The 25,360-nt window shown below is 62.3% G+C and carries 21 protein-coding genes; 10 read left to right on the top strand and 11 right to left on the bottom strand.

The annotated features are described in order from the left end of the window. Positions 1-27 precede the first annotated feature (27 nt). Positions 28-2,544: a phosphoenolpyruvate--protein phosphotransferase gene (gene ptsP, locus H096_RS12975; protein WP_033898605.1), complete on the top strand. Its 2,517-nt coding sequence runs from the start codon at positions 28-30 to the stop codon at positions 2,542-2,544. A gap of 2 nt (positions 2,545-2,546) precedes the next feature. Then, on the top strand, positions 2,547-2,825 hold the full coding sequence (locus H096_RS12970) for a PTS transporter subunit EIIB (RefSeq protein ID WP_033898603.1): 279 nt from the start codon (positions 2,547-2,549) through the stop codon (positions 2,823-2,825). Between the two features lie 59 nt (positions 2,826-2,884). Here H096_RS12970 and mltF read toward each other — a convergent pair whose 3' ends face one another. Then, a complete protein-coding gene (gene mltF, locus H096_RS12965) occupies positions 2,885-4,345 on the bottom strand; it encodes a membrane-bound lytic murein transglycosylase MltF (protein ID WP_033898602.1) in 1,461 nt (486 codons plus the stop codon). 287 nt (positions 4,346-4,632) lie between these two features. Here mltF and purL point away from each other — a divergent pair, with 287 nt between their 5' ends. From purL to H096_RS12950, 3 genes are all read left to right on the top strand, one after another. After that, complete coding sequence (purL, locus tag H096_RS12960; RefSeq protein ID WP_033898601.1) at positions 4,633-8,529, top strand: phosphoribosylformylglycinamidine synthase; 3,897 nt, start codon at positions 4,633-4,635, stop codon at positions 8,527-8,529. Positions 8,530-8,533: 4 nt separating this feature from the next. Further along, the gene (locus H096_RS12955; RefSeq protein ID WP_033898600.1) at positions 8,534-8,845 is read left to right on the top strand and encodes an NGG1p interacting factor 3 protein, NIF3; all 312 of its coding nucleotides are present in this window, start codon (positions 8,534-8,536) and stop codon (positions 8,843-8,845) included. A gap of 291 nt (positions 8,846-9,136) precedes the next feature. Next, positions 9,137-9,430, top strand: coding sequence for a DUF6124 family protein (locus H096_RS12950; protein WP_241495493.1), 294 nt, complete (start codon positions 9,137-9,139; stop codon positions 9,428-9,430). A 149-nt stretch (positions 9,431-9,579) separates the two neighbouring features. Here the strand turns inward: H096_RS12950 and nagE are convergent, their stop codons facing one another. From nagE to H096_RS12915, 7 genes are all read right to left on the bottom strand, one after another. Continuing rightward, positions 9,580-11,277 (bottom strand): N-acetylglucosamine-specific PTS transporter subunit IIBC, encoded by a 1,698-nt coding sequence (nagE, locus tag H096_RS12945; protein ID WP_033898599.1) that lies wholly within the window; start codon positions 11,275-11,277, stop codon positions 9,580-9,582. Between the two features lie 27 nt (positions 11,278-11,304). Continuing rightward, a complete protein-coding gene (gene ptsP, locus H096_RS12940) occupies positions 11,305-13,815 on the bottom strand; it encodes a phosphoenolpyruvate--protein phosphotransferase (protein WP_033898597.1) in 2,511 nt (836 codons plus the stop codon). A gap of 29 nt (positions 13,816-13,844) precedes the next feature. Then, positions 13,845-14,855 (bottom strand): SIS domain-containing protein, encoded by a 1,011-nt coding sequence (locus tag H096_RS12935; RefSeq protein ID WP_016977702.1) that lies wholly within the window; start codon positions 14,853-14,855, stop codon positions 13,845-13,847. Then, complete coding sequence (gene nagA, locus H096_RS12930) at positions 14,848-15,954, bottom strand: N-acetylglucosamine-6-phosphate deacetylase (protein ID WP_033898596.1); 1,107 nt, start codon at positions 15,952-15,954, stop codon at positions 14,848-14,850. The genes H096_RS12935 and nagA overlap by 8 nt, the downstream gene beginning before the upstream one ends. 10 nt (positions 15,955-15,964) lie before the next feature. Beyond that, positions 15,965-16,723: a GntR family transcriptional regulator gene (locus H096_RS12925; protein ID WP_016977704.1), complete on the bottom strand. Its 759-nt coding sequence runs from the start codon at positions 16,721-16,723 to the stop codon at positions 15,965-15,967. Between the two features lie 262 nt (positions 16,724-16,985). Next, positions 16,986-17,489: a L,D-transpeptidase family protein gene (locus H096_RS12920; RefSeq protein WP_033898595.1), complete on the bottom strand. Its 504-nt coding sequence runs from the start codon at positions 17,487-17,489 to the stop codon at positions 16,986-16,988. A gap of 20 nt (positions 17,490-17,509) precedes the next feature. Further along, a complete protein-coding gene (locus H096_RS12915) occupies positions 17,510-18,058 on the bottom strand; it encodes an NUDIX hydrolase (protein WP_033898594.1) in 549 nt (182 codons plus the stop codon). Positions 18,059-18,207: 149 nt separating this feature from the next. Here H096_RS12915 and H096_RS12910 point away from each other — a divergent pair, with 149 nt between their 5' ends. From H096_RS12910 to purT, 5 genes are all read left to right on the top strand, one after another. Further along, positions 18,208-18,810, top strand: a complete 603-nt coding sequence (locus H096_RS12910) for a CoA pyrophosphatase (RefSeq protein WP_033898592.1) — start codon at positions 18,208-18,210, stop codon at positions 18,808-18,810. A gap of 36 nt (positions 18,811-18,846) precedes the next feature. Beyond that, positions 18,847-19,371, top strand: a complete 525-nt coding sequence (locus tag H096_RS12905) for a gamma carbonic anhydrase family protein (protein ID WP_028617818.1) — start codon at positions 18,847-18,849, stop codon at positions 19,369-19,371. After that, positions 19,368-19,583, top strand: coding sequence for a DUF1289 domain-containing protein (locus H096_RS12900; RefSeq protein WP_033898591.1), 216 nt, complete (start codon positions 19,368-19,370; stop codon positions 19,581-19,583). Before H096_RS12905 ends, H096_RS12900 begins: the two co-directional genes overlap by 4 nt. A 213-nt stretch (positions 19,584-19,796) precedes the next feature. After that, complete coding sequence (locus H096_RS12895) at positions 19,797-20,264, top strand: VUT family protein (RefSeq protein ID WP_015885703.1); 468 nt, start codon at positions 19,797-19,799, stop codon at positions 20,262-20,264. Positions 20,265-20,333: 69 nt separating this feature from the next. Beyond that, the gene (gene purT / locus H096_RS12890) at positions 20,334-21,515 is read left to right on the top strand and encodes a formate-dependent phosphoribosylglycinamide formyltransferase (RefSeq protein ID WP_017139720.1); all 1,182 of its coding nucleotides are present in this window, start codon (positions 20,334-20,336) and stop codon (positions 21,513-21,515) included. A 108-nt stretch (positions 21,516-21,623) separates the two neighbouring features. Here the strand turns inward: purT and H096_RS12885 are convergent, their stop codons facing one another. From H096_RS12885 to ccsA, 3 genes are all read right to left on the bottom strand, one after another. Beyond that, a complete protein-coding gene (locus H096_RS12885) occupies positions 21,624-22,937 on the bottom strand; it encodes an MFS transporter (RefSeq protein WP_033898588.1) in 1,314 nt (437 codons plus the stop codon). Between the two features lie 222 nt (positions 22,938-23,159). Continuing rightward, positions 23,160-24,398: a transporter associated domain-containing protein gene (locus tag H096_RS12880; RefSeq protein ID WP_033898587.1), complete on the bottom strand. Its 1,239-nt coding sequence runs from the start codon at positions 24,396-24,398 to the stop codon at positions 23,160-23,162. A 12-nt stretch (positions 24,399-24,410) separates the two neighbouring features. Continuing rightward, positions 24,411-25,214 (bottom strand): cytochrome c biogenesis protein CcsA, encoded by an 804-nt coding sequence (gene ccsA, locus H096_RS12875; RefSeq protein WP_175439646.1) that lies wholly within the window; start codon positions 25,212-25,214, stop codon positions 24,411-24,413. Between the last annotated feature and the right edge of the window lie 146 nt (positions 25,215-25,360).

Here is a 25,360-nt window from a genome sequence, read left to right as displayed (position 1 = left end):
CTACAGAACAAAACAGCAGGTGAAGTCATGACCACAACTCAACCCCTGGAATTGCTGGCGCCCTTATCGGGTGTGCTGCTGGCGCTGGACAAGGTGCCGGACCCGGTGTTCTCCAGCCGCCTGATCGGCGATGGCCTGTGCATCGACCCCACGTCGCAGACGCTGTGCGCGCCGCTGGCGGGGGTGATCAGCAACATCCAGGACAGTGGGCATGCGGTCAGTGTCACCGCTGACAACGGCGTTCAGGTGCTGATGCATATCGGCCTGGACACCGTGAACCTGGCAGGCCAGGGCTTCACCCGGCTGGTGCAGGAAGGCCAGCGGGTGGAGGCCGGGCAGCCGTTGATCGAATTCGATGCCGACTACGTGGCGCTCAACGCACGCAGTTTGCTGACCTTGATGCTGGTGGTCAGCGGCGAGCCCTTCAGCCTGTTGGCGGACGGCCTGGTGGAAACGGGCCAGCCGCTGTTGCAGTTATCCCCAACTGAGGCCGTGCAAGCAGCGGACGAAGAGGAGGGCGATGCATTGTTCTCCAAGCCGCTGACCTTGCCCAACGCCAACGGCCTGCACGCGCGCCCAGCCGCGGTATTCGCCCAGGCGGCGAAAGGTTTCAACGCCAGCATCTACCTGCACAAGCAAACCCAGAGCGCCAACGCCAAATCGCTGGTGGCGATCATGGCGTTGCAAACCGTGCAGGGCGATACCTTGCAAGTGAGCGCGGCGGGCGAGGACGCCGAGGCGGCGATCAAGGCGTTGGTGGCCTTGTTGGCTGAAGGCTGTGGCGAGGCAGTGGCGAGTGTTGCCGAGCCAGCCGCAACGCAGTCGCCGGCGACCTTACTGCGGGGCGTGTGTGCATCGCCGGGTTCGGCGTTGGGTCAGGTCGTTCAAGTGACCGAGCCCGAGTTGGTCATCACGCAGCAAGGCACGGGCGAAGCTGCTGAACGTGCTGCATTGACCCGTGGCCTGCTCGCCGCCACTGAAGCGTTGCAGGTGTTGCAGGACAAGGCGGCCGGCAGCGCCCAGGCCGAGATTTTCCGCGCCCATCAGGAATTGCTCGAAGACCCGACCTTGCTGGAACACGCCCACCGCCTGCTGGCGGAAGGCAAGAGCGCGGCCTTTGCCTGGAACAGTGCAACGCTTGCGACCGTCAAACTCTTCGAGGGTTTGGGCAATGCGTTGATCGCCGAGCGTGCGGCAGACCTGGCCGACGTCGGCCAGCGTGTGCTGAAACTGATCCTGGGCATCCAAGACAGCGCCTGGGACTTGCCGGAGCGCGCGATCCTCATCGCCGAGCAACTCACGCCTTCGCAGACGGCCAGCCTGGATACCCGCAAGGTGCTGGGGTTTGTCACTGTCGGGGGCGGCGCGACCAGCCACGTCGCAATCCTCGCCCGCGCCCTGGGCCTGCCGGCTATTTGTGGTGTTCCGGCCCAGGTGTTGGCGGTGGCCAATGGCAAGCAGGTGCTGCTCGACGCCGATAAAGGCGAGCTGCACCTGGAGCCGAACCTGGCCGAAATCGAGCAACTGGACGCTGCGCGTAAACAACAGGTGCTGCGCCATCAGCGCGATGTGGCGCAGGCGTCTTTACCTGCGACCACCCGCGATGGTCATCACGTCGAAGTCACTGCCAACGTGGCTTCGTTGCAGGAAGTCGAGCAGTCCCTGATCCTCGGGGGGGAAGGCGTCGGCCTGCTGAGATCGGAGTTCTTGTATCTGGATCGCAACCGTGCCCCAAGTCCCGACGAACAGGCAGCGAGCTACACCGCGATCGCCCGTGCCCTGGGCACCGAACGCAACCTGGTGGTGCGCACCCTCGACGTCGGTGGCGACAAACCCTTGGCCTATGTGCCGATGGACGCCGAGACCAACCCCTTCCTCGGTCTGCGCGGCATTCGTTTGTGCCTGGAGCGTCCGGAACTGTTGCGCGAACAATTGCGCGCGATCCTCGCCAGCGCTGGTTTTGCGCGGCTGCATATCATGTTGCCGATGGTCAGCCTGCTCTCGGAGCTGCACCTGGCGCGCAAAATCCTTGAAGAGGAAGCGCTGGCGCTGGGGCTCACCGAGTTGCCAAAGCTGGGCATCATGATTGAAGTGCCGTCCGCCGCGCTGATGGCGGATGTGTTCGCGCCCCATGTGGACTTCTTCTCCATTGGCACCAACGACCTGACCCAGTACACGCTGGCGATGGACCGCGACCACCCGCGCCTGGCCAGCCAGGCCGACAGTTTCCACCCGGCGGTGCTGCGCCTGATTGCCACCACGGTCAAGGCCGCCCACGCCCATGGCAAGTGGGTGGGTGTGTGCGGCGCGTTGGCGTCCGAAGCGTTGGCCGTGCCCGTGCTGATCGGGCTGGGCGTGGACGAGTTGTCGGTCAGCGTGCCGTTGATCCCCACCATCAAGGCCACCGTGCGCGAGCTGGACCTGGCCGACTGCCAGATCATCGCCCGCCAGGTCCTGGGCCTGGAAGAAGCCGCCCAGGTGCGTGAGGCCTTGCGCCAGTATCGCGCGGCTACCGTTGAAACCTCACCTGTCGTGGAGCACTGAGTATGTTCGAGAAATTACAGCGGGCGTTCTGGAAAGCCCTGACGCCGGATTTGATTGCCGAGACGGTCGTTGCGCCAACGCAGAACCTGCTGTCGGCCGAGGTGCTGAATGCGTTGGGTGGGGCGGATAACCTCAAGTCGCAGCAGCGTGTGGCGCTGACGCGGGTGAGGGTGCAGTTGCAGGATGCGGCTAAGGTGGATGCTACGGCGTTAAATCTGGCTGGCGTGGGGGGCGTGATGGTGTTGTCAGACGGCGTGGTGCATCTGCTGACCGGCCTCTAAGCCAGCTGAAGATCAAGATGTGAAGGGGCTTTATGTGGTGAACGGGTTCGGTAATGTTCTTACAGTTTCGGGTTGTCTTCCGGCGGCTTGGTCTTATCCACACCCGGCACATGCAGATTGCCTTCGACCACCTGGTTGCCTTCCAGCTGCGGCTGGGTCACCCAGGTGAGAATGTCGTAGTAACGCCGGATGTTCGCCACGAAGTGCACCGGCTCACCGCCACGGGCGTAACCGTAGCGCGTCTTGCTGTACCACTGCTTCTGTGACAGACGCGGCAGCATCTTCTTCACGTCCAGCCACTTGTTCGGGTTCAGACCTTCGCGCTTGGCCAAGGTGCGCGCATCTTCCAGGTGACCGGTGCCGACGTTGTAGGCCGCCAGGGCAAACCAGGTGCGATCCGGCTCGGCGATGCTGTCGTCCAGCTCATCCTTGATCTTGGCCAGGTATTTGGCGCCGCCCATGATGCTTTGCTTGGGGTCCAGGCGGTTGGACACGCCCATCGCCTGGGCGGTGTTCTGGGTCAGCATCATCAGGCCGCGTACGCCGGTCTTGGAAGTGACGGCCGGTTGCCACAGCGATTCCTGATAGCCGATGGCAGCCAGCAGGCGCCAATCGACCTTTTCTTCCTTGGCATAGGCGCGGAAGTGTTTTTCGTATTTGGGCAAACGCTGCTGCAGGTGCTGGGCGAAGGTGTAGGCGCCCACATAGCCGAGGACATCGACATGCCCGTAGTAGCGGTCTTTCAGACGCTGCAACGTGCCGTTCTTCTCGACTTTATCCAGGTAACTGTTGATCTCGTTGAGGAGGCTGTTGTCTTCACCGGCGGCCACCGCCCAGCTCTGGTTGCTGGCGTTGCCCAGGTCGAACGCCACGCGCACGTTGGGGAAGTACACCTGGTTCATCGCCACTTCGTTGGAGTCCACCAGGGTCAGGTCGATTTGCCCTTCGTCCACCATGCGCAGCAGGTCGACCACCTCAACGGCGTCGGATTCTTCGTATTCAATCGCAGGGTTCTGCTTTTTAAGCTCTGCCAGTTGCTCGGCGTGAGTGCTGCCCTTGAGCACCATGATCTTCTTGCCCACCAGATCGGCCGCGTTGGTCGGACGCGACTGGCCGTTGCGGTAGATGATCTGCGGGGTAACTTCTAGATAAGGGTGGGAGAAACGCACTTGCGTCTGGCGCTGCTCGCTGCTGACCAGGCCGGCGGCTGCGAGAACCGGGCCATTGGGTTTGCCCAGTTGGCCGAACAGGTCGTCGAGATTGTCGGCGGTCTCGATCTCAAGCTTCACGCCCAGGTCATCGGCAAAGCGCTTGACCAGTTCGTATTCGAAACCGGTTTCGCCGTTGCGGTCCTGGAAATAGGTCGCCGGACTGTTCCGGGTGACCACCCGCAATACGCCATCCTCCTTGATTCGCTCGAGCGTGCTGGGTTTATCAACACAGGCGCTGAGCATCAGGAAGAGTCCGGTGGCGATGAGCCATTTGGCGCATCGCGGGCGCAAAGCAGTTGGGGAGAACATCTGCGCAGTATACGCAAACGGCCCACGGCGCCATATCTCGACAGCGCGGGTCTTGTCTGCTAGCACCGGCAAAACTGTGCTGCAGCCCGCAGAAACGGGGCTTGGCGCGCGATTGTGACGGTTAAAATAACTGCGCCGAATGCCGGGTATACCCCCTCGAAAGGGGTGTAATCCGGCCAACTGACGTCCGGCAGCAGCCACCGGTAGCGTTTCGGGTGCCGTTGGCGGCGGTTTACGCTAGAATGCACGGCCTCAAAGCACACCCCCTTCCCGAGGCTGTCCCGAAGATGTTGATCCTGCGCGGCGCTCCTGCCCTTTCTGCCTTTCGCCACAGCAAACTCCTTGAGCAACTGAGCCAAAAGGTTCCAGCTGTTACAGGCCTGTACGCTGAATTTGCTCACTTCGCCGACGTTACCGGCGTGTTGACCGCCGACGAACAGCAAGTGCTGGCACGCCTTCTGAAGTACGGCCCAAGCGTTCCGGTTCAAGAGCCTAATGGCCGCTTGTTCCTGGTTCTGCCGCGGTTCGGCACCATCTCGCCCTGGTCGAGCAAGGCCAGCGATATCGCCCGCAACTGCGGCCTGGAAAAAATCCAGCGCCTGGAGCGTGGTATCGCGTTCTACGTCGCCGGCCAGTTCAGCGATGCCGAAGCCGAGCTGATCGCCAGCAGCCTGCACGACCGCATGACCCAGATCATCGTCAGCCAGCTGGAACAGGCTGCCGGCCTGTTCAGCCACGCCGAACCCAAGCCGCTCACCGCGATTGACGTGCTTGGCGGTGGCCGCGCCGCCCTCGAGAAGGCCAACACCGAACTGGGCCTGGCCCTGGCCGAAGACGAGATCGACTACCTGGTCAACGCCTTCAACGGCTTGAAGCGCAACCCGCACGACATCGAACTGATGATGTTTGCCCAGGCCAACTCCGAGCACTGCCGTCACAAGATCTTCAACGCCAGTTGGGACATCGACGGCGAAAGCCAGGAAAAAAGCCTGTTCGGCATGATCAAGAACACCTACGTGATGCACAGCGAAGGCGTTCTGTCGGCTTATAAGGACAACGCCTCGGTGATCGTCGGCTCCGTCGCCGGTCGTTTCTTCCCGGACCCTGAGACCCGCCAGTACGGCGCGGTGCAGGAGCCGGTGCACATCCTGATGAAGGTTGAGACCCACAACCACCCGACCGCGATTGCCCCGTTCCCAGGCGCAGCCACCGGTTCCGGCGGCGAAATCCGTGACGAAGGTGCGACCGGCCGTGGCGCCAAGCCAAAGGCAGGCCTGACCGGTTTCACCGTGTCCAACCTGCAGATCCCAGGTTTCGAACAGCCATGGGAAGTGCCGTACGGCAAGCCTGAACGCATCGTCACCGCGCTGGACATCATGATCGAAGGCCCGCTGGGCGGCGCTGCATTTAACAACGAATTCGGCCGTCCGGCCCTCACCGGTTACTTCCGTACCTTCGAACAATCCATCACCACCCCGCGTGGCGATGAAGTGCGTGGTTACCACAAGCCGATCATGTTGGCCGGCGGCATGGGCAACATCCGTGAAGAACACGTCAAGAAAGGCGAGATCCTGGTCGGCTCCAAGCTGATCGTGCTTGGCGGCCCGGCGATGCTGATCGGCCTGGGCGGCGGCGCGGCTTCCTCCATGGCCACCGGCACCAGCTCGGCGGACCTGGACTTCGCTTCCGTACAGCGCGAAAACCCAGAGATGGAGCGTCGCTGCCAGGAAGTCATCGACCGTTGCTGGCAGTTGGGTGACAAGAACCCGATCAGCTTCATCCACGACGTCGGCGCCGGTGGTTTGTCCAACGCCTTCCCGGAACTGGTCAACGATGGCGACCGTGGTGGCCGTTTCGAACTGCGCAACATTCCAAACGACGAGCCGGGCATGGCCCCGCACGAAATCTGGAGCAACGAATCGCAGGAACGCTATGTGCTGGCCGTTGGCGCTGAAGACTTCGCGCGCTTCCAGGCCATCTGCGAGCGCGAGCGCTGCCCGTTTGCGGTAGTCGGCGAAGCCACTGCCGAGCCACAACTGACGGTTACCGACAGCCACTTCGGCAACAGCCCGGTGGACATGCCGCTCGAAGTGCTGCTGGGCAAAGCGCCGCGCATGCACCGTTCGGCCGTGCGCGAAACCGAGCTGGGCGATGACTTCGACCCAAGCCAACTGGAACTGGCCGACAGCATCGAACGCGTGCTGCACCACCCGGCCGTGGCGAGCAAAAGCTTCCTGATCACCATCGGCGACCGCACCATCACTGGCCTGGTTGCCCGTGACCAAATGGTCGGCCCGTGGCAGGTTCCAGTGGCCGACGTTGCCGTCACCGCCACCAGCTTCGACGTCTACACCGGTGAAGCCATGGCCATGGGCGAGCGCACACCGCTGGCCCTGCTCGATGCTCCGGCGTCGGGCCGCATGGCCATTGGTGAAACTCTCACCAACATCGCTGCGTCGCGTATCGGTAAATTGTCTGACATCAAACTGTCGGCCAACTGGATGTCCGCTGCCGGTCACCCCGGTGAAGACGCACGTCTGTATGACACTGTTAAAGCAGTCGGTATGGAGCTGTGCCCTGAGCTGGGCATCACCATTCCGGTGGGCAAGGACTCCATGTCCATGGCCACTCGTTGGAACGAAGACGGCGTCGACAAGACGGTCACCTCGCCGCTGTCGCTGATCGTCACCGGTTTCGCACCGGTCACCGACATCCGCCAGACCCTGACCCCGCAACTGCGCATGGACAAAGGCACCACCGATCTGATCCTGATCGACCTGGGCCGTGGCCAGAACCGCATGGGCGCGTCCATCTTGGCGCAAACCCATGGCAAGCTCGGCAGCCAGGCACCGGACGTCGATGACGCCGAAGACCTGAAAGCCTTCTTCGCCGTGATCCAGGGCCTCAACGCCGACGGTCACCTGCTGTCCTACCACGACCGTTCTGACGGTGGTTTGCTGACCAGCGTTGTCGAGATGGCCTTCGCCGGTCACTGCGGCCTGAACATCGTGCTCGACAGCGTTGCCGAGGATGCATCCGAAATCAACGGCATCCTGTTCAACGAAGAGTTGGGTGCGGTGATCCAGGTTCGCCAGGACGCTACCCCGGACGTACTCGCCCAATTCAGCGCTGCTGGCCTGGACGACTGCGTAGCCGTGATCGGCCAACCGATCAACAACGGCGAGATCAACATCTCGTTCAACGGTGACACGGTGTTTGCCGGTCAGCGCCGCTTGCTGCAACGCCAGTGGGCTGAGACCAGCTACCAGATCCAACGCCTGCGTGACAACGCCGACTGCGCCGAGCAGGAATTCGACGTGATCCTGGAAGAAGACAATCCGGGCCTGAGCACCAAGCTCAGCTTCGACGTCAACCAGGACATCGCCGCGCCTTACATCAAGAAAGGCATCCGCCCACAGGTTGCCGTACTGCGTGAGCAGGGCGTCAACGGCCAGGTGGAAATGGCAGCCGCGTTTGACCGCGCCGGCTTCAATGCAATCGACGTGCACATGAGCGACATCCTCGCCGGTCGCGTTGACCTCAACGAGTTCAAAGGCCTGGTAGCCTGCGGCGGTTTCTCCTACGGCGACGTGCTGGGTGCCGGTGAAGGCTGGGCCAAGTCGGCCCTGTTCAACAGCCGTGCCCGCGATGCGTTCCAAGGCTTCTTCGAGCGCAACGACAGCTTCACCCTGGGTGTGTGCAACGGTTGCCAGATGATGTCCAACCTCAGCGAACTGATTCCGGGCAGCGAGTTCTGGCCGCACTTTGTGCGTAACCGTTCCGAGCAGTTCGAAGCCCGTGTCGCCATGGTGCAGGTGCAAGAGTCCAACTCGATCTTCCTGCAAGGCATGGCCGGTTCGCGCATGCCAATCGCCATCGCCCACGGTGAAGGCCATGCCGAGTTCGAAAGCGAAGAAGCGTTGCTGGAAGCCGATCTGTCCGGTTGCGTGGCCATGCGTTTCGTCGACAACCACGGCAAGGTCACCGAGAGCTACCCGGCCAACCCGAACGGCTCGCCGCGCGGGATCACCGGCCTCACCAGCCGCGACGGCCGCGTGACCATCATGATGCCGCACCCGGAGCGTGTATTCCGCGCCGTGCAGAACTCGTGGCGCCCGGAAGAGTGGAACGAAGACGGCGCGTGGATGCGCATGTTCCGTAACGCTCGCGTGTGGGTGAACTAAGACGGTGTACAAGCTCGCCTTCTTTGTGCCTGGCAGCCATGTGGAGACGGTGAAAACCGCCGTCTTCGCAGCCGGCGGCGGGCGTATCGGCAACTACGACAACTGCGCCTGGCAAGTGCTGGGCCAGGGCCAATTCCGCGCGTTGGACGGCAGCCAGCCGTTTCTCGGGCAGGTGGGCCAGGTTGAAGTGGTTGAAGAATGGAAGGTGGAACTGGTGGTGACGGATGAATTGATTGTGGCTGTTGTGGCTGCGCTCAAACTCAGTCACCCGTATGAGACACCGGCGTATGAGGTGTGGCAGTTGGCGGATTTTTGATTCGCAGGCTGCATAAACAAGAAACCTGCTGGGCCAGTTTGGTCAGCGGGTTTTTTGTTGTCTGTGAAATCCATCGCCGGCAAGCCGGCTCCTACAGAGGGAGCGCGTTCAACTGTAGGAGCCGGCTTGCCGGCGATGGCGTCCGTACAGGCGCCGCAGACCTTTCCGACAAACCTTTCAGGTTGTCCCTCGGAACTCGCCTCACTAACCTTCGCCAGTCGCTGGCAATTCAGTGACCGGGACTGCAAGCCTGAAAAATCACCAGGAGCCTATTCCATCTGGAGTTTAATGATGATCAGCGACAACTTGCTATTTGGTTCGACCTTGCCTCAAGCCGAATCCCGCCAAGCGGGTGATTCATCCGCCGACCAAATCTTCACCGTACTACCTAATCTGAACAGCGAAACCCTGCTCGCCAACGCCTCCCAAGACCTGGCATCCGTGCAGGCGCTGGCGGGCAATCTGGCTTTTGACGTCGACGGCCCGCAGCGAGATGCTGTGCTGGGAATTCATCGGATGGTGGAAGGCATCCAACTGATGGTCGATCGGGTTTTGGACCTACAGGATGTGCCGATTAGTAACTGACCACACCACTCTGTGGCGAGGGAGCTTGCTCCCGTTGGGGCGCGAAGCGCCCCCAAAACCTGCCACAGAGTTCTGTCTGAAAAAAGGGTGTTCTGAACAAGGGGCTGCTGCGCAGCCCAGCGGGAGCAAGCTCCCTCGCCACAGGGTGATCAGGCGTTGATCGGGCGAGCGACCAATCGCTCTAACGCTTCACCCAACCCCGACGCCTTGTCACCAATCAACAAGTGCCAAACACCGCTATCCAGTTGGCTAACGCCTTGGCAACCCAGCGCAGTCAGGTCAGCCTCGGACAACACCGAATCATCCCCCAACTCCACCCGCAACCGCGTCATCGCCACCGCTTCCAACTGGCGAACATTTGCCCGGCCACCCAAGGCATTCAGCCATTTCTCGGCTTCCTGCACATTCACCGCCACCGGCTTATCCACAGGCGCAACCGTCGCCGGCGCATTGGCAACAAACGAAGGCATGGCCAAGCGAATCTCATCAGCAATGCTATCGGCCATTGGCCCCACCACCACCTGCAAACTCCCGCCATTCCCCGGCCGCACCACCGCCATGGCGCCCAGCGCTTTCAACTCCGCATCCACGGCCTTGTTGCGATCAACCATGTCCAACCGCAGACGCGTGGTGCAGGCGCCGACGCTCAGCAGGTTCTCTGCGCCGCCCAAGGCCTGGATGTAGGCCGTGGCGCGCTGGTTATCCGTCATCACCTCAGCCTGCACCACCTGGATATCTTCACGCCCCGGCGTTTTCAGGTTGAAGCGGCGAATGCAGTAGTTGAACACGCTGTAATAGACCACCGCGTACGCCAAGCCAACCGGGAACACCAGCCAGCCATTGGTGGACTTGCCCCAACCCAGCACCATGTCGATAAACCCACCGGAGAAGGTAAATCCGAGGTGGATATTCAGCATATTGGTGACCGCCATCGACAGGCCGGTCAGCACGGCATGGATCAGGTACAGGAACGGCGCCAGGAACATGAAGGCGAACTCAATCGGCTCGGTCACCCCGGTCAGAAACGAGGTCAACGCCATGGAGAGGAAAATCCCGCCCATCACTTTACGGCGCTCCGGCAATGCATTGCGGTACATCGCCAAACACGCAGCCGGCAGGCCAAACAGCATCACCGGGAACATGCCGGTCATGAACTGGCCGCCTTTCGGGTCGCCTGCAAAATAACGGGTGAGGTCGCCAGTGACCACCGCGCCGGTCACAGGATCGGTAAAGGTGCCGAACACAAACCACGCCATATTGTTGAGGATGTGGTGCAGACCGGTGACGATCAGCAGGCGGTTGAACACGCCAAACACAAACGCACCCAGGCTGCCGCTTTCCATCAACAACACACCGAAGCTGTTGATGCCGTGCTGGATCGGCGGCCAGATCAAACCAAAGATCACGCCCAATCCGACCGCACTGAACCCGGTAACAATCGGCACAAACCGTCGCCCACCAAAGAACGCCAGGTACTCCGGCAGCTTGATGTCCTTGAAGCGGTTATACAGCCCGCCCGCCATCAGGCCGCTGGCGATACCGGCGAGCATGCCCATGTTGATGGTCGTGTCCATCACCTTGAGCGTGGAGACCATCACCAGGTAACCAATCGCACCGGCCAAACCTGCCGTGCCGTTGTTGTCGCGGGCAAACCCCACGGCGATGCCGATAGCGAAGATCAGCGCCAGGTTGGCGAAGATCGCCTGCCCGGCGTCGTGCATCACCGCGATGTTCAAAAGATCGGTGTCACCCAGGCGCAGCAAGAGGCCGGCGATCGGCAGGATCGCGATCGGCAGCATCAGTGCACGGCCCAGGCGTTGCAGGCCTTCGATGAAATGTTGGTACATGGCGAGTCTCCTTTTTTCTTGTTGTTGTCAGCTCAGCGGCCAGTGGTGTTGACAGGCTTGGCGAACGGCCTTGGCGCTGCTCAGGTCGAGCAGCCCTTGGCTCAATTGCCGGCATTGCGCCGCGTCCAGGTGGCGGACGCGGTCCTTGATCTCTCCAATCTGCGGCGGGCTCACCGACAGCTCGCTGACTCCCAGCCCGATCAGCACCGGCGTGGCCAACGGGTCGGAGGCGAGGGCGCCGCACACGCCGACCCAGCGCCCGTGTTTCGCAGCGCCTGCACAGGTCTGCGCGATCAGCCGCAGCAGCGCCGGGTGCAGCGCATCGACGCGCGCGGCGAGGCCGGCGTGGTCGCGGTCCATGGCCAGGGTGTATTGGGACAGGTCATTGGTGCCGATGGACAGGAAGTCCGCGTGCTTGGCCAACTGCTCGGCCATCAGCGCGGCGGCGGGCACTTCGATCATCACGCCCAGTTCGGGGCGTTGGGTCAGTTCCAGCTCTACGCACAACTCATCCAGGCGCTGGCGGATCTGCAGCAGCTCATCCACTTCACTGACCATCGGCAGCAGGATGCGGCAGCGCTCCAGTGGGGAGACCTGCAGCAGCGCACGCAGTTGCTGGTCGAGCACTTCCGGGCGCACCTGGGCCAGGCGAATGCCGCGCAGGCCCAGCACCGGATTCGCTTCGACTGGCAGCGGCAGGTAATCGAGTTGCTTGTCGCCGCCCACGTCGATGGTGCGGATGATCACCGACTTGTCGCCCATCGCATCGAGCACTGCCTGATAGGCGTGGCGTTGTTCCTGTTCATCCGGTGCAGTGCGGCGGTCGACGAAGAGAAACTCAGTGCGAAGCAGGCCGACGCCATCTGCGCCGTTTTCAAAGGCTACTTGGGCTTCAGCACTGGAGGCGACGTTGGCGGCGACTTCGATGGTCACGCCATCAGTGGTGCGCGCCGGCTGTTGGGCCTGGGCCTGTTGCTGCTGGCGACGCAGTTTCTGTGCGTCGCGAATCTGGTGGACTTCGGCGTGGCGTGCGTCGCTGGGCGCCAGTTCCAGGCGGCCGTTGGCGGCGTCCAGCACCACACGTTGGCCTTGCGGCACGTCGAGGACTTCGGCGCCCAACGCAACCACGCAGGGCAAGCCTTTGCCGCGCGCCAGGATCGCCACGTGGGAGGTGGCGCCGCCTTCGGCCATGCAAATGCCGACGGCCTGTTGCGCACTCAGTTGCAGTAAGTCAGACGGGGTCAGTTCATGGGCGCTGACAATCGACCCGGCGGGCAATTCGAAATGCCAGGCTTCACCCAGCAACGCACGCAGTACCCGTTGTTGCAAATCCCGCAGATCGTTGGCGCGTTCGGCAAACAGCGGTTTGCCTAGGGCCAGCAGTACCGCGCATTGCGCCTGGATTGCATCGCGCCAGGCGTGGGTGGCTGCGCTGCCTTGTTCAATCGAACCGGTCGCGGCTTCCAGCAGGTTAGGGTCTTCCATCAGCGCGAGGTGGGCGGCGAAGATGTCTTCTTCTTCGACGTTCTTGCGCTGGCGCGCTTGATCCAGAGTCATGCGGATTTCGCCGCGTACTTGCTCCAGGGCGGTGTCCAGGCGTTGCAGTTGTTCGTCGGCGGCGTGGTCGCCGGTGTCTGCCGGCAGCTCGATACCGGTCAGGCGGAACAACGGCCCGCAGACCAGGCCCGGTGCAGCACACACACCTTGCAACACGCCGGCCTCGGTATTTGCCCGACGAGGTGCAGCAATAACAGGCGCGTGGTGTTCTTCCTTGATGGCGGCGGACAACGCCGCGACCAAGGCCTGCAACGCGGCGTCGGCATCTTTGCCGCGACAGCTCACACGTACCTCATCCCCTTCGCCAATACCCAGTCCCATTAAGCCAATCAAGCTGTCACACGAAGCTGATTTTTCACCGAAATGCAGCTGTGCTTGGCTGCTGAAACCCTGGGCCGTCTTGCGGATCAACGCCGCCGGGCGCGCATGCAAACCGCCGCGATGGGTGATGCGCACGCTGGCGCTGACTTCAGCGTCCGAGTTATCCACAGCGGTTTGAACCGCTGCCGTCGAACGCGCCACGACCTGCAACAACGGCTCACCCACCTTGACCGATTGCCCGGCCACCGAACGCAATTCAAAGCGCTCGCCATTGGTCAGGATGATCAGGCTGACCAGGCTTTTGCACTGGCGCGCAATGCGGTCCAGGTCAAACTGCACCAACGCCTGGCCCTTGCTCACCTTCGCGCCTTCCTTCACCAGCAACGCAAAGCCTTCGCCGTTCAGTTCCACCGTATCGATGCCCACATGCATCAACACCTCGGCACCGTTCTCGGCGCGAATCGTCAGGGCGTGCCCGGTGCGCGCGACATGGATGATCACGCCGTCACAGGGTGCATGCAGGCAATCGTTCAGGGGGTCGATGGCAATACCATCGCCCATGGCGTGGCTTGCGAACACTTCGTCGGGAACGTTGCCCAGGGTCAACACGGGCCCGCTTAGCGGGGCGCTGAGGGTCAATTGATTATTGTTGTAGGACATGGGCACGGTACTCATCAGGAAAGCGCGACTCAGTGAGTGCGGGTAACTTTGCTCAGGTGACGCGGCTGGTCCGGGTCCATGCCCCGGGCCTCTGCCAAACCTGCCGCCATCACGTAGAAACTCTGGATCGCCAGGATCGGGTCCAGGGTCGGGTGTTCGGCGCGGCTCAGGGTCAGGTCGCGCTCGACGATATCGTCCGGCGCAGCCAGCAATACGCGGGCGCCGCGTTGGCGCATGTCGGCGGCCAGGCTCAGCAGGCCGGCCTGCTCGGCGCCGCGTGGGGCGAACACCAGCAAGGGGTAGTTGTCGCCAATCAGGGCCATCGGGCCGTGGCGCACTTCGGCACTGCTGAAGGCTTCGGCCTGGATCGCCGAGGTTTCCTTGAGCTTGAGTGCAGCTTCCTGGGCGATGGCGAAACCGGCGCCGCGACCGATGACCATCAATTGCTGGCAGTCGCGCAGGGCGTCGATGGCAACCGTCCAATCTTGCTGGGCGGCGGCACGCAGGTCATCGGGCAGAGCGCGGCAGGCTTGCAGCAACTCGGTTTCCTGATTCCAGTGGCCGATCAACTGCGCGCTGGCGCTGAGGGTGGCGATAAAACTTTTGGTCGCGGCCACGCTGTGTTCCGGCCCGGCGCACAGCGGCACATGGAATTCGCAGGCGGCTTCCAAGGGCGAGTCTTCGGCGTTGACCAGCGAAATACTCAGGGCCCCGCGCTTGCGCAACAAGCGCAGGCTGTTGACTAGGTCCGGGCTTTGGCCCGACTGGGAAAACCCAAACGCGACTTGGCCGCTGACTTTCATCGGCGCCTGCAACAAGGTCACCACTGACATCGGCAACGACGCCACCGGAATGCCGACGTGCTGCATGGTCAGGTAGGCGAAATAGCTGGCGGCATGGTCCGAGCTGCCACGGGCGATGGTCATCGCCACTTGCGGCGGCTGGCGACGCAAGCGACCAGCGATTTCTTCCAGCGCCGGGTCCAGGCGTTGCAGTTGGGCGGCGACGGCGTCGCAGGAGGCCAGGGCCTCTTCAAGCATTTTTGAAGTCAATGGTTTCTCCTTCGACCATTACGTCGGTGAGTGTCAGGGAGCGGTCCAGGCGCACGCAGTCGGCAAAGCTGCCGGGTTGCAGGCGGCCGCGTTCTTCCAGGCCCAGGTAGTCCGCAGGAAATTGCGACAGGCGTTGTGAGGCTTCGCTGATGGGCAGTCCGATCTTCACCAGGTTGCGCAGCGCCTGGTCCATGGTCAGCGTGCTGCCGGCCAGGGTGCCGTCGGCCAGGCGCACGCCACCCAGGCATTTGGTCACGGTGTGGCTGCCCAGCTTGTATTCACCGTCGGGCATGCCGGCGGCGGCGGTGGAATCGGTGACGCAGTACAGGCACGGGATCGAGCGCAACGCCACGCGCATGGCGCCGGGGTGCACGTGGAGCAGATCCGGGATCAATTCGGCGTATTGGGCGTGGGCCAACGCGGCGCCGACGATGCCCGGTTCGCGGTGATGCAACGGGCTCATCGCGTTGTACAAATGGGTAAAGCTGGTGGCGCCAGCGGCGAGGGCGGCGACGCCTTCTTCGTAGCTGCCCAGGGTGTGGCCGATCTGCATGCGCACGCCGCGTTCGCTGAGGGCGCGGATGAGGGCATCGTGGCCGGCGATTTCCGGGGCGATGGTGATCACGCGGATCGGCGCCAGGCGCAGGTAGGCTTCCACTTCGGCCATCAACGCGGTGTGGGCGAAGTTGGGCTGGGCGCCGAGTTTTCCGGGATTGATGTAGGGCCCTTCCAGATGCACACCGAGTACACGGGCGCTGCCGGTAGGACGTTGCTCGCAGAAGGTGCCGAGCTGGCCGAGTACACGGGAGATTTCCTCCACCGGAGCGGTCATGGTGGTGGCCAGCAACGAGGTGGTACCAAAGCGCACATGGGTGCGGGTGATGGTCTCGAAGGCATCGCGGCCTTCCATGATGTCCGCGCCGCCACCGCCGTGCACGTGCAGGTCGATAAAGCCCGGCAGCAGGTAGGGCAGATCGTTTTCAGCCGGGTCGCACGGTGTGCCTTCGATGGCGACGACCTTGCCGTGCGCGTGCACCAGGCGGCCGTGAATCCAGCCGCTGGGCGTGAGGATGTTGTCTTCGGACATGGGCAGTTCTCTAAATTCGCAGTTCAGCGGAATAGTCGTGGCGACGCAGTTCTGCGACGAAGTCGTAGTAGTCGTTGCGGCAATAGGTGTCGGTGATTTCGATCGGCGTGTTGTCGGCGGTGTAGCCGACCCGGGTCATCAGCAACATGGCGGTGCCGGGTGCGATGCCGACCAACTTGGCGAACTCGTCCGAGGCGTTGATCGCCTGGATATGCTGCAGGGCGCGCACCACCGGTTTGCCGATGCCTTCCAGGTATTCGTACAACGAGTGGCCGATGGCTTGTGGCTGTGGCAGCACCGAGGCGGGCATGGTGGTCATTTCAATCGCCATCACCGTGTCATCCGCCTTACGCAAGCGCTTGAGGCGCGCCACTTTGTCGGCGGGCGACAGGCCCAGGCGGATCATCTCTTCGTGGGTCGGCTGAGTCAGCTCACGCTCCAGCCATTGGGAGCTGGGCACAAAACCCTTGAGCCGCAGCATCTCGCTGAACCCCGACAAGCGCGACAGCGGCTGTTCCAGGCGTGGCGAAATATATGTGCCGGAACCTTGGTTGCGGCGGATCAGCCCTTGGGCAAACAACACTTCCAACGCTTTGCGTGCGGTGACGCGCGAAATGCTCAATTGCTCGCTGAGTACGCGTTCTGACGGCAGTGCCTGCTCGGACGTCCACTGGCCGGCGTGGATCGCCGCTTCCAGTTTGCGCGCCAATTGCAGGTACAGCGGCGTGGATTGTTTGTCGTCGGGGCGCAGGGCCAGGATGGGATTCATCGTTCAGGTTTCCGATGCGGTTATTGGAGTGTTGTCGCCCGGTATGGGTCGGAAATTAATACCACTTAAATACCATGTCAATGCAGCCAAGACGGTGCAAGCATTGGTTTCTGGGCCCTGGAAAGGGGCCTGGTATCAAGTGGTATTAGATAGGTCTTTATCACGTGCAGAACTGCGCAGCCGCGGGGGTGAACTGGTATTCACCGGCGGACGCGGGGCAGGGCAGGAATTTTTTTCGAATTATTTTACGAACGGTACGGGATTACGGACGAATCTCGATGAGGGTGCCGTCTTTGACCAGGTTCCACACTTCGCGCATGTCCACGTTGCGCATGCCGATGCAGCCGTCGGTCCAGTCCAGGGTGTGGAACCACTGTTCCGGGTAATCCTCGGTGTCGGGGGTGCCGTGGATCATGATCATGCTGCCGGGCTTCACGCCTTCGCGGCGAGCGCGGGCGGCGTCGCTGATGTTCGGGTAGGAGATGTGCATGGCCAGGTTGAAGCGGTCGCTGGTCTTGCGCCAGTCGATCCAGTACAGGCCCTCTGGCGTGCGGCGGTCGCCCTCGATCAGCTTGTGGCCCTTGGGGTTCTTGCCCAGGGAAATGCGGTAGGTCTTGAACGGTTTGCCGTCGTTGATCAACTGCAACTGATGGGCGGACTTGAGCACCAGGACTTTTTCCACAGGCTTGCCGCCCATGGTTTGCACCGTGGAGGCTGGCGACAGCGTGGTGAACGACAGGCAGAGCAGGGCAAGCACCCAACGCATCAAAGACGGTATCCCTCGTGTCATGGCGTGGGCTTGCCCATGGGTGGCACGGCCTCGCTGCGCACCGGGAACGACTGTTGCCTGCGGTCAGCGAAAAAGTATTCCAAAGTACGCCCGACCGTGCGGAAAGCCAGCTCGGACCAAGGGATGTCGGCTTCGTCGAACAGCTGCACTTCCAGGCTCTCGGGGCCGGCGGCGAAGTCCAGGTCGAGCAGGTCGGCGCGGTAGAAAATATGCACCTGATTGATGTGCGGCACGTCGATCAGCGTATAGATATTCAAGTTGTGCACGCGGGCGCAGGCTTCTTCCAGGGTTTCGCGCATCGCGGCCTGTTCCACGGTCTCGCCGTTTTCCATGAAGCCAGCGGGCAGGGTCCAGTAGCCCAGGCGCGGTTCGATGGCACGGCGGCACAGCAGCACTTTATCGCCCCACACGGGCACGGTGCCGGCGACGATATTGGGGTTCTGGTAGTGGATGGTCGAGCAGTGATCACACACAAAGCGCAGGCGGCCGTCGCCTTCGGGGATGCGCTGGGTAACCGGTTTACCGCACTGGCTGCAGAAATTCATGCTGGGGTTCCTGGAAAGTGCGTCTATCTTGGCGTGACGGGCAGGGCGCTGCAACAAGTTGTCGTTTAGCGACACGGCGCGGGTTTTGGGGTTGGGCACCCGCGAGCTTTGGTGCATGATGCAAGGTAGCCAACAGACCGAGATGACTCATGCTGGACGAGCTACTTCGCCGGGTAAGCAATCACACCCCCCATACGCTTGAGACCGACGGGCGTTTCCCCGAGGCCGCGGTGCTGGTGCCGATTACCCGTAGTGACGAACCTGAGCTGATCCTGACCCTGCGCGCCAGTGGCCTGTCGACCCATGGTGGCGAAGTGGCCTTTCCCGGCGGGCGCCGTGACCCCGAAGACCCGGACCTGATCTTCACCGCGCTGCGCGAGGCTGAAGAGGAGATTGGCCTGCCGCCCGGCCTGGTGGAAGTCATCGGCCCGCTCAGCCCGTTGATCTCCCTGCATGGCATTCGGGTTACGCCGTATGTCGGCGTCATCCCCGATTACGTCGAATACCTGGCCAACGATGCCGAAATTGCTGCCGTCTTCAGTGTGCCTTTGGACTTCTTCCGACAGGACCCGCGCGAACATACCCACAGGATCGATTACCAGGGCCGTAGTTGGTACGTGCCCAGCTATCGATTCGGCGAATACAAGATCTGGGGGCTGACGGCGATCATGATCGTCGAGTTGATCAATCTGCTCTATGACGACGCCCAGATCAGCCTGCACCAACCACCCAAGAGTTTCATCAATATCTAAGCCATCGCTTGAATGGCAACGCCGTGAGGAAACACCATGAAATACCGCCTGGGCGACGCCCGCGTCGAGACGCATCCACATAGCTGGGTGGCGCCGAATGCCACGCTGGTGGGCAAGGTCAAGCTGGAGGAGGGCGCCAATGTCTGGTTCAACGCGGTGTTGCGTGGCGACAACGAACTGATCCTGATCGGCAAGAACAGCAACGTGCAGGACGGTAGCGTGATGCACACCGACATGGGCTACCCGCTGACCCTCGGCACCGGCGTGACCATTGGCCACAACGCGATGTTGCATGGTTGCACGGTGGATGATTACAGCCTGATCGGCATCAACGCGGTGATCCTCAATGGCGCCAAGATTGGCAAGCATTGCATCATCGGCGCCAATTCGCTGATCGGCGAAGGCAAGGAAATTCCCGATGGTTCGCTGGTGATGGGCTCGCCGGGCAAGGTGGTGCGTGAATTGACCGACGCGCAGAAACGCATGCTCGAAGCCAGCGCCGCGCACTATGTGCACAACTCGCAGCGTTATGCGCGTGACCTGGTCGAGCAGGAAGAATGAACCCGACTGAACGCCCCGTCGCCTCGCCGTGCGTGAGCATTTGTGCGCTGGACGATGACGATATTTGCACCGGCTGCCAGCGGACCGTGGATGAGATTACGCGTTGGAGCCGCATGGACAATGCTGAGCGTAGGGTGGTGTTGGGGTTGTGCCATGAGCGGGCGAAGGCGAGTGGGTTGGTGTGGATGATGCCCGGAAAAAGCAGCGTCTGACTGTAGGCTTTCTGTGACAAGTGTTTTTTTGTGGCGAGCGGGCTTGCCCCGCGTTGGGTGGCGTAGCCGCCCCAATAAGCCCACCGCAGTGTGCCAGATATGTCCCGGTGGCAGGTTGTAGGGCTGCTGCGCAGCCCAGCGCGGGGCAAGCCCGCTCGCCACAAAGGTTGCGGTGCATTACCCTGTGCGGCATTGCCCACAGGTCCATCACCCATGCTCTTCCTGATCGCCTATATCAGCAGCGTCGTGCTGATCAACTTCGCCTTCTCCACCGCCCCGCACCTGGACGTCATCTGGTCCGCCTGGGGCGGCCTGGTCTTTATCCTGCGCGACATGGTGCAAACCCGCTTCGGCCACGGCGCGATCATCGCCATGCTGGCCGCGCTGGTGCTGTCGTACGTCACGTCCGACCCGGCCATTGCCCTGGCCAGTGCCACGGCGTTTGCGGTGTCCGAGTGCATCGACTGGCTGGTGTTCAGCATCACCAAGCGCCCGTTGCACGACCGCCTGTGGATCAGTTCGGCGCTGAGCATTCCCCTCGATACCTTTATCTTCTTTGGCCTGATCGGCGCGTTGACGCCTGCGGTAGCGGGCACTGCGCTGGTGTCGAAATTCGCCGGGGTCACGGTGGTGTGGCTGATCATGGCCTGGCGCATCCGCAAGCGCGCCGTCGCCAACTGAGGCCAATTGCTGCAGTTCATGTAAAATGCCCGCCTTTCTCCCAATGATCCGCTCCCCTGAGGACCTGAGATGACCCGAATCGGAACTCCATTGTCGCCAACCGCGACCCGCGTTTTGCTGTGTGGCTGCGGTGAGCTGGGCAAGGAAGTGGTAATCGAACTGCAACGCCTGGGCGTTGAAGTGATTGCCGTGGATCGCTACGCCAATGCGCCGGCCATGCAGGTGGCGCACCGTAGCCATGTGATTAACATGCTCGACGGCGCCGCGCTGCGTGCGGTGATCGAGGCCGAGAAACCGCACTTCATCGTGCCGGAAATCGAAGCCATCGCCACCGCCACCCTGGTAGAACTGGAAGCCGAAGGCTTCACCGTGATCCCGACCGCGCGCGCCACTTCGCTGACCATGAACCGTGAAGGCATCCGCCGCCTGGCCGCTGAAGAGCTGGACCTGCCGACCTCGCCGTACCACTTCGCCGATACGTTCGAAGACTACAGCAAGGCCGTGCAAGACCTGGGCTTTCCGTGCGTGGTCAAGCCGGTGATGAGTTCGTCGGGCAAGGGCCAGAGCCTCTTGCGCAGCGCTGATGACGTGCAGAAAGCCTGGGACTACGCCCAAGAAGGCGGCCGTGCCGGTAAAGGCCGCGTGATCATCGAAGGCTTTATCGATTTCGACTACGAAATCACCCTGCTGACCGTGCGTCACATCGGCGGCACCACGTTCTGTGCACCGGTTGGCCACCGTCAGGAGAAGGGCGACTACCAGGAATCCTGGCAGCCGCAGGCCATGAGCCCGATTGCCCTGGCCGAATCCGAGCGCGTCGCCAAAGCGGTGACCGAGGCCCTGGGCGGTCGTGGTCTGTTTGGTGTGGAGTTGTTCATCAAGGGTGATCAGGTGTGGTTCAGCGAAGTATCGCCGCGTCCGCATGACACTGGTTTGGTAACCCTGATTTCTCAGGACCTGTCGCAGTTTGCGCTGCACGCGCGCGCCATCCTGGGCCTGCCGATTCCGTTGATCCGTCAATTCGGGCCTTCGGCTTCGGCGGTGATCTTGGTGGAAGGGCAGTCGACCCAGACCGCGTTCGCCAACCTCGGCGCTGCGCTGAGCGAGCCGGACACTGCGTTGCGTCTGTTTGGTAAGCCGGAAGTGAATGGCCAGCGTCGGATGGGTGTGGCGTTGGCGCGGGATGAGTCGATTGAAGCGGCTCGGGCTAAAGCGACCCGTGCTTCGAAGGCTGTTGTAGTAGAGCTGTAAGGCAGGCCCTGTAGGAGCGAGCTTGCTCGCGAAGGCATTTCAGGCGCATTGCGGCGTCGGATGTACCTTTTTCGCGAGCAAGCTCGCTCCTACAGGTGATTCGGTCTATCAGACGACCTTGTTCAAGTCATTATCCCGCGTCTCTTTCAGGCACAGCACAGCAATCAAGCTGAGCAACGCCGCTGCCGACACATACCCACCGACATAACTCAGCCCCCCCATCGCCACCAGCTTGGTCGCGAAGAACGGTGCGGCCGACGCGCCCACAATCCCGCCCAGGTTATACGCCGCCGAAGCACCGGTATAACGCACACGGGTCGGGAACAGTTCCGGCAACATGGCGCCCATCGGCGCGAAGGTCACGCCCATCAGGAACAGCTCCAGCGCCAGGAACAGCGCCACGGCCCAAGTAGAACCGTGGGTCAGCAGCGGCTCCATGGTGAAGCCCGACAGGATCGCCAGGATCGCGCCGACAATCAGCACCGGCTTGCGCCCGTAGCGGTCGCTGGCCAAGGCCGCCAATGGCGTCGCCAGTCCCATGAACAGCACCGCAAAGCACAGCAGGCCGAGGAAGGTCTCGCGGCTGTAACCCAAGGTTGAAACGCCGTAACTCAGGGAGAATGCGGTGGTGATGTAGAACAGCGCATAACACACCACCATCGACGCAGCGCCCAGCAACACCGGCAGCCAATGTTGGCTGAACAGTTCCACCAGCGGCACCTTGACCGGCGCTTCCTTGGCGACGGCGTTGGCGAACACTGGCGTCTCATGCAGCTTCAGCCGTGCATACAGGCCAACCATCACCAGCGCAGCGCTGAGGATGAACGGGATGCGCCAGCCCCAGCTGCGGAATTGTTCGTCGTTCAGGCTCATGGCCAGGATCAGGAACAAGCCGTTGGCGGCCAGGAAGCCGATCGAAGGGCCCAGCTGCGGGAACATGCCGAACCAGGCGCGTTTGCCCTTGGGCGCATTCTCGGTCGCCAGCAACGCCGCGCCGCCCCATTCACCGCCCAAGCCCAGGCCCTGGCCGAAGCGCAGCACACACAACAGGATCGGCGCCCAGGCCCCGATGCTGTCATAGCCAGGTAGCAAACCAATCAGCGTGGTACATACGCCCATCAGCAGCAGTGACGCCACCAGTGTGGATTTACGCCCGATGCGGTCACCGAAGTGGCCGAACAGCGCCGAACCCAGCGGGCGGGCGATAAAGGCGATACCGAAGGTCAGGAACGACGCCAGCATCTGTGCGGTGCCGGAGGTCTGCGGGAAGAACACCGGGCCGATCACCAGCGCAGCGGCCGTGGCGTAGATATAGAAGTCGTAGAACTCGATGGCGGTGCCGACGATGCTCGCCGTGGCGACCCGTGCGGTCGAGTTGGTCGGGGCGGCGGCGGGCGCGGCCTCGTTATACGTGGTGCTCATGGTGGTGTCCCTGATGGTCATTGCGCGTTTGGACGCGGATTATTATTGGTCGAACACCCATGGATCAGGGTTGTGCGCGGGAAGGCTCGGGATGGGAGCGAACACCGGTCAGACACGATAAAGCGGTGCCTGGACACGCTGGGTGCGGGTAGCACGCGGTCGGGCGCGGCTCTGGTAAGCCGCCCCGATTATAGGAAGGGGTTTGCGGATCCAACAAGGGGGTTAAACGGCGACCGGCATCCGGCTGGTGTGCCAGATCAGCACCTTGCTCACGCGGTTGTCCTCGGTCTCGAGGATTTCCAGGCGATAGCGCCCGATTTTCAGGCACACCGCGCAATCGGGAATGGTCTCCAGCGCTTCGGTGACCAGGCCATTGAGGGTCTTGGGGCCGTCGCTGGGCAGGTGCCAGTTCAGGCTTTTGTTCAGCTCGCGGATAGAGGCGGCGCCATCGATGATGTAGCGGCCATCCGGCTGGGGCTCGATGTGCGGGTTGTCGGCGCTCTGTTCGCTTTCGAATTCGCCGACGATTTCTTCGAGGATATCTTCCAGGGTCACGATACCCAGAACTTCGCCGTATTCATCCACCACCATGCCCAGGCGCCGCTGCTGCTTGTGGAAGTTCAGCAGTTGCAGTTGCAGGGGCGTGCTTTCCGGGACGAAGTAGGGTTCGTGGCAGGCGGCGAGCAAGGCCTCTTTGGTCAGGCTGGCGTCGTGCAGCAGGTGTTGGATCTGCCGGGTATTGAGCACCGCCTGGACCTGGTTGATGTCACTGTGGAACACCGGCAGGCGCGTGCGCTGGGAGGTGCGCAGTTGCTCGATGATTTCTTCGATCGAGTCATCCAGGTTGATACCGTCCACTTCGCTGCGCGGTACCAGGATGTCGTTGACGGTGATGTTGTCCAGGGCGTGGATGCCCGGCATACCGGGGGTGCGGCCTTCGTCGGATTCGGCTTCCGGCTCGTCGTCATGATCGGGCAGCGGCTCGTCGCTCTTTTTCACGATGCCGGATTTACGTGCGAACGGGCGCAGCAGCAACAGGCTGATGCCATTGAGCAGCCAGGCCAGCGGGTAAAGAATTTTCAACGGCACGCCCAACAGCGTATTGCCAAAGCCCAGCACGGCCTGCGGATGGCGGACGGCGAGGGCGCGGGGTAGGTAGTCGGCCAGAATCAGCAGGGTCGCGCAGGAAATCATCCAGCCCAGCCAAGGCCCATTCTGCGCCCAGGCGTAGATAGCCAGCAGCGTGCAGAGGATCACCACGGCGGCGCGACACAGGCTGTTGCACAAGATCAGGCTGTTACGCGGGAAGCTCAGGCGGGCGGCGGCCTTGTCACCCTGGCGTGTGCCGGGGCGCAGGGCCAGCAGGTGTTGTTGCGCTGCTTCGATGGCGGTGAACAGTGCGGCCCATAAGACCAGCAGGGCGATTACCGCGAGCATCGGCTCCAGGGGCAAGTTGTCCATGATGGCTGCCCGTCAGATATGCAGGATGTATTCGCGGACCAGCTTGCTGCCGAAATAGGCCAGCATCAGCAGGCAGAAACCGGCCAGGGTCCAGCGGATCGCCTTGTGCCCGCGCCAGCCGAGGCGGTTGCGGCCCCACAGCAACACGCTGAACACCACCCAGGCCAGGCACGCCAGCAGGGTTTTGTGCACCAAGTGCTGGGCGAACAGGTTTTCGACGAACAGCCAGCCGGAGATCAGCGAAAGCGACAGCAGCGTCCAACCGGCCCACAGGAAGCCGAACAGCAGGCTTTCCATGGTTTGCAGCGGCGGGAAGTTCTTGATCAGCCCCGAGGGGTGCTTGTGCTTGAGCTGGTGGTCTTGCAACAGCAGGAGCAGGGCCTGGAACACCGCGATGGTGAACATGCCATAGGCCAGGATCGACAGCAGGATATGCGCCAGGATGCCAGGTTCTTCATCAATCACCTGCACCGTGCCGGTCGGGGCGAATTGCGCCATTAGCACCGTCAGCATGCCCAGCGGGAATAGCAGCACCAGCAGGTTCTCGACGGGAATCCGGTAGCAGGCCAGCAGGGTCAATGCGATGACGGCGGCTGCGATCAGGCTGGCGGCACTGAAAAAATCCAGGCCCAGGCCTACGGGGGTCATCAAATGGGTAAACAGGCTGGCAGCATGGGCCAGCAGGGCGAGCACACCCAAGCCGACGAGCAGGCGTTTGTCCGCCTTGGCGCCTTGGGCCAGACGAGTGCCCTGGTAGAGAGTCGCAGCGGCATACAAAATGGCGGCGGCGAGGCTGGGTAGCAAACTGGGTGACAAAGGGAGCATAAATCCTGTTAGGCAAGCCCGAAAGGCGCTGAGTTTGGCATACCCCCGCGTAACACGAAAGACTCTCAAGCCAGACAGCGGGTGTGCATGGCGGCAGTCTTCGCTATAATCCGCGACCTGCCCACGCCGCAGGCTCG

The organism is Pseudomonas sp. FH1 (assembly GCF_000510895.2).
In the GTDB taxonomy this organism is placed as follows: Bacteria; Pseudomonadota; Gammaproteobacteria; order Pseudomonadales; family Pseudomonadaceae; genus Aquipseudomonas; species Aquipseudomonas azotoformans_A.
The sequence above is the reverse complement of the archived record's forward strand: the minus strand, read 5'-3'. Positions and strand labels throughout refer to the sequence as shown.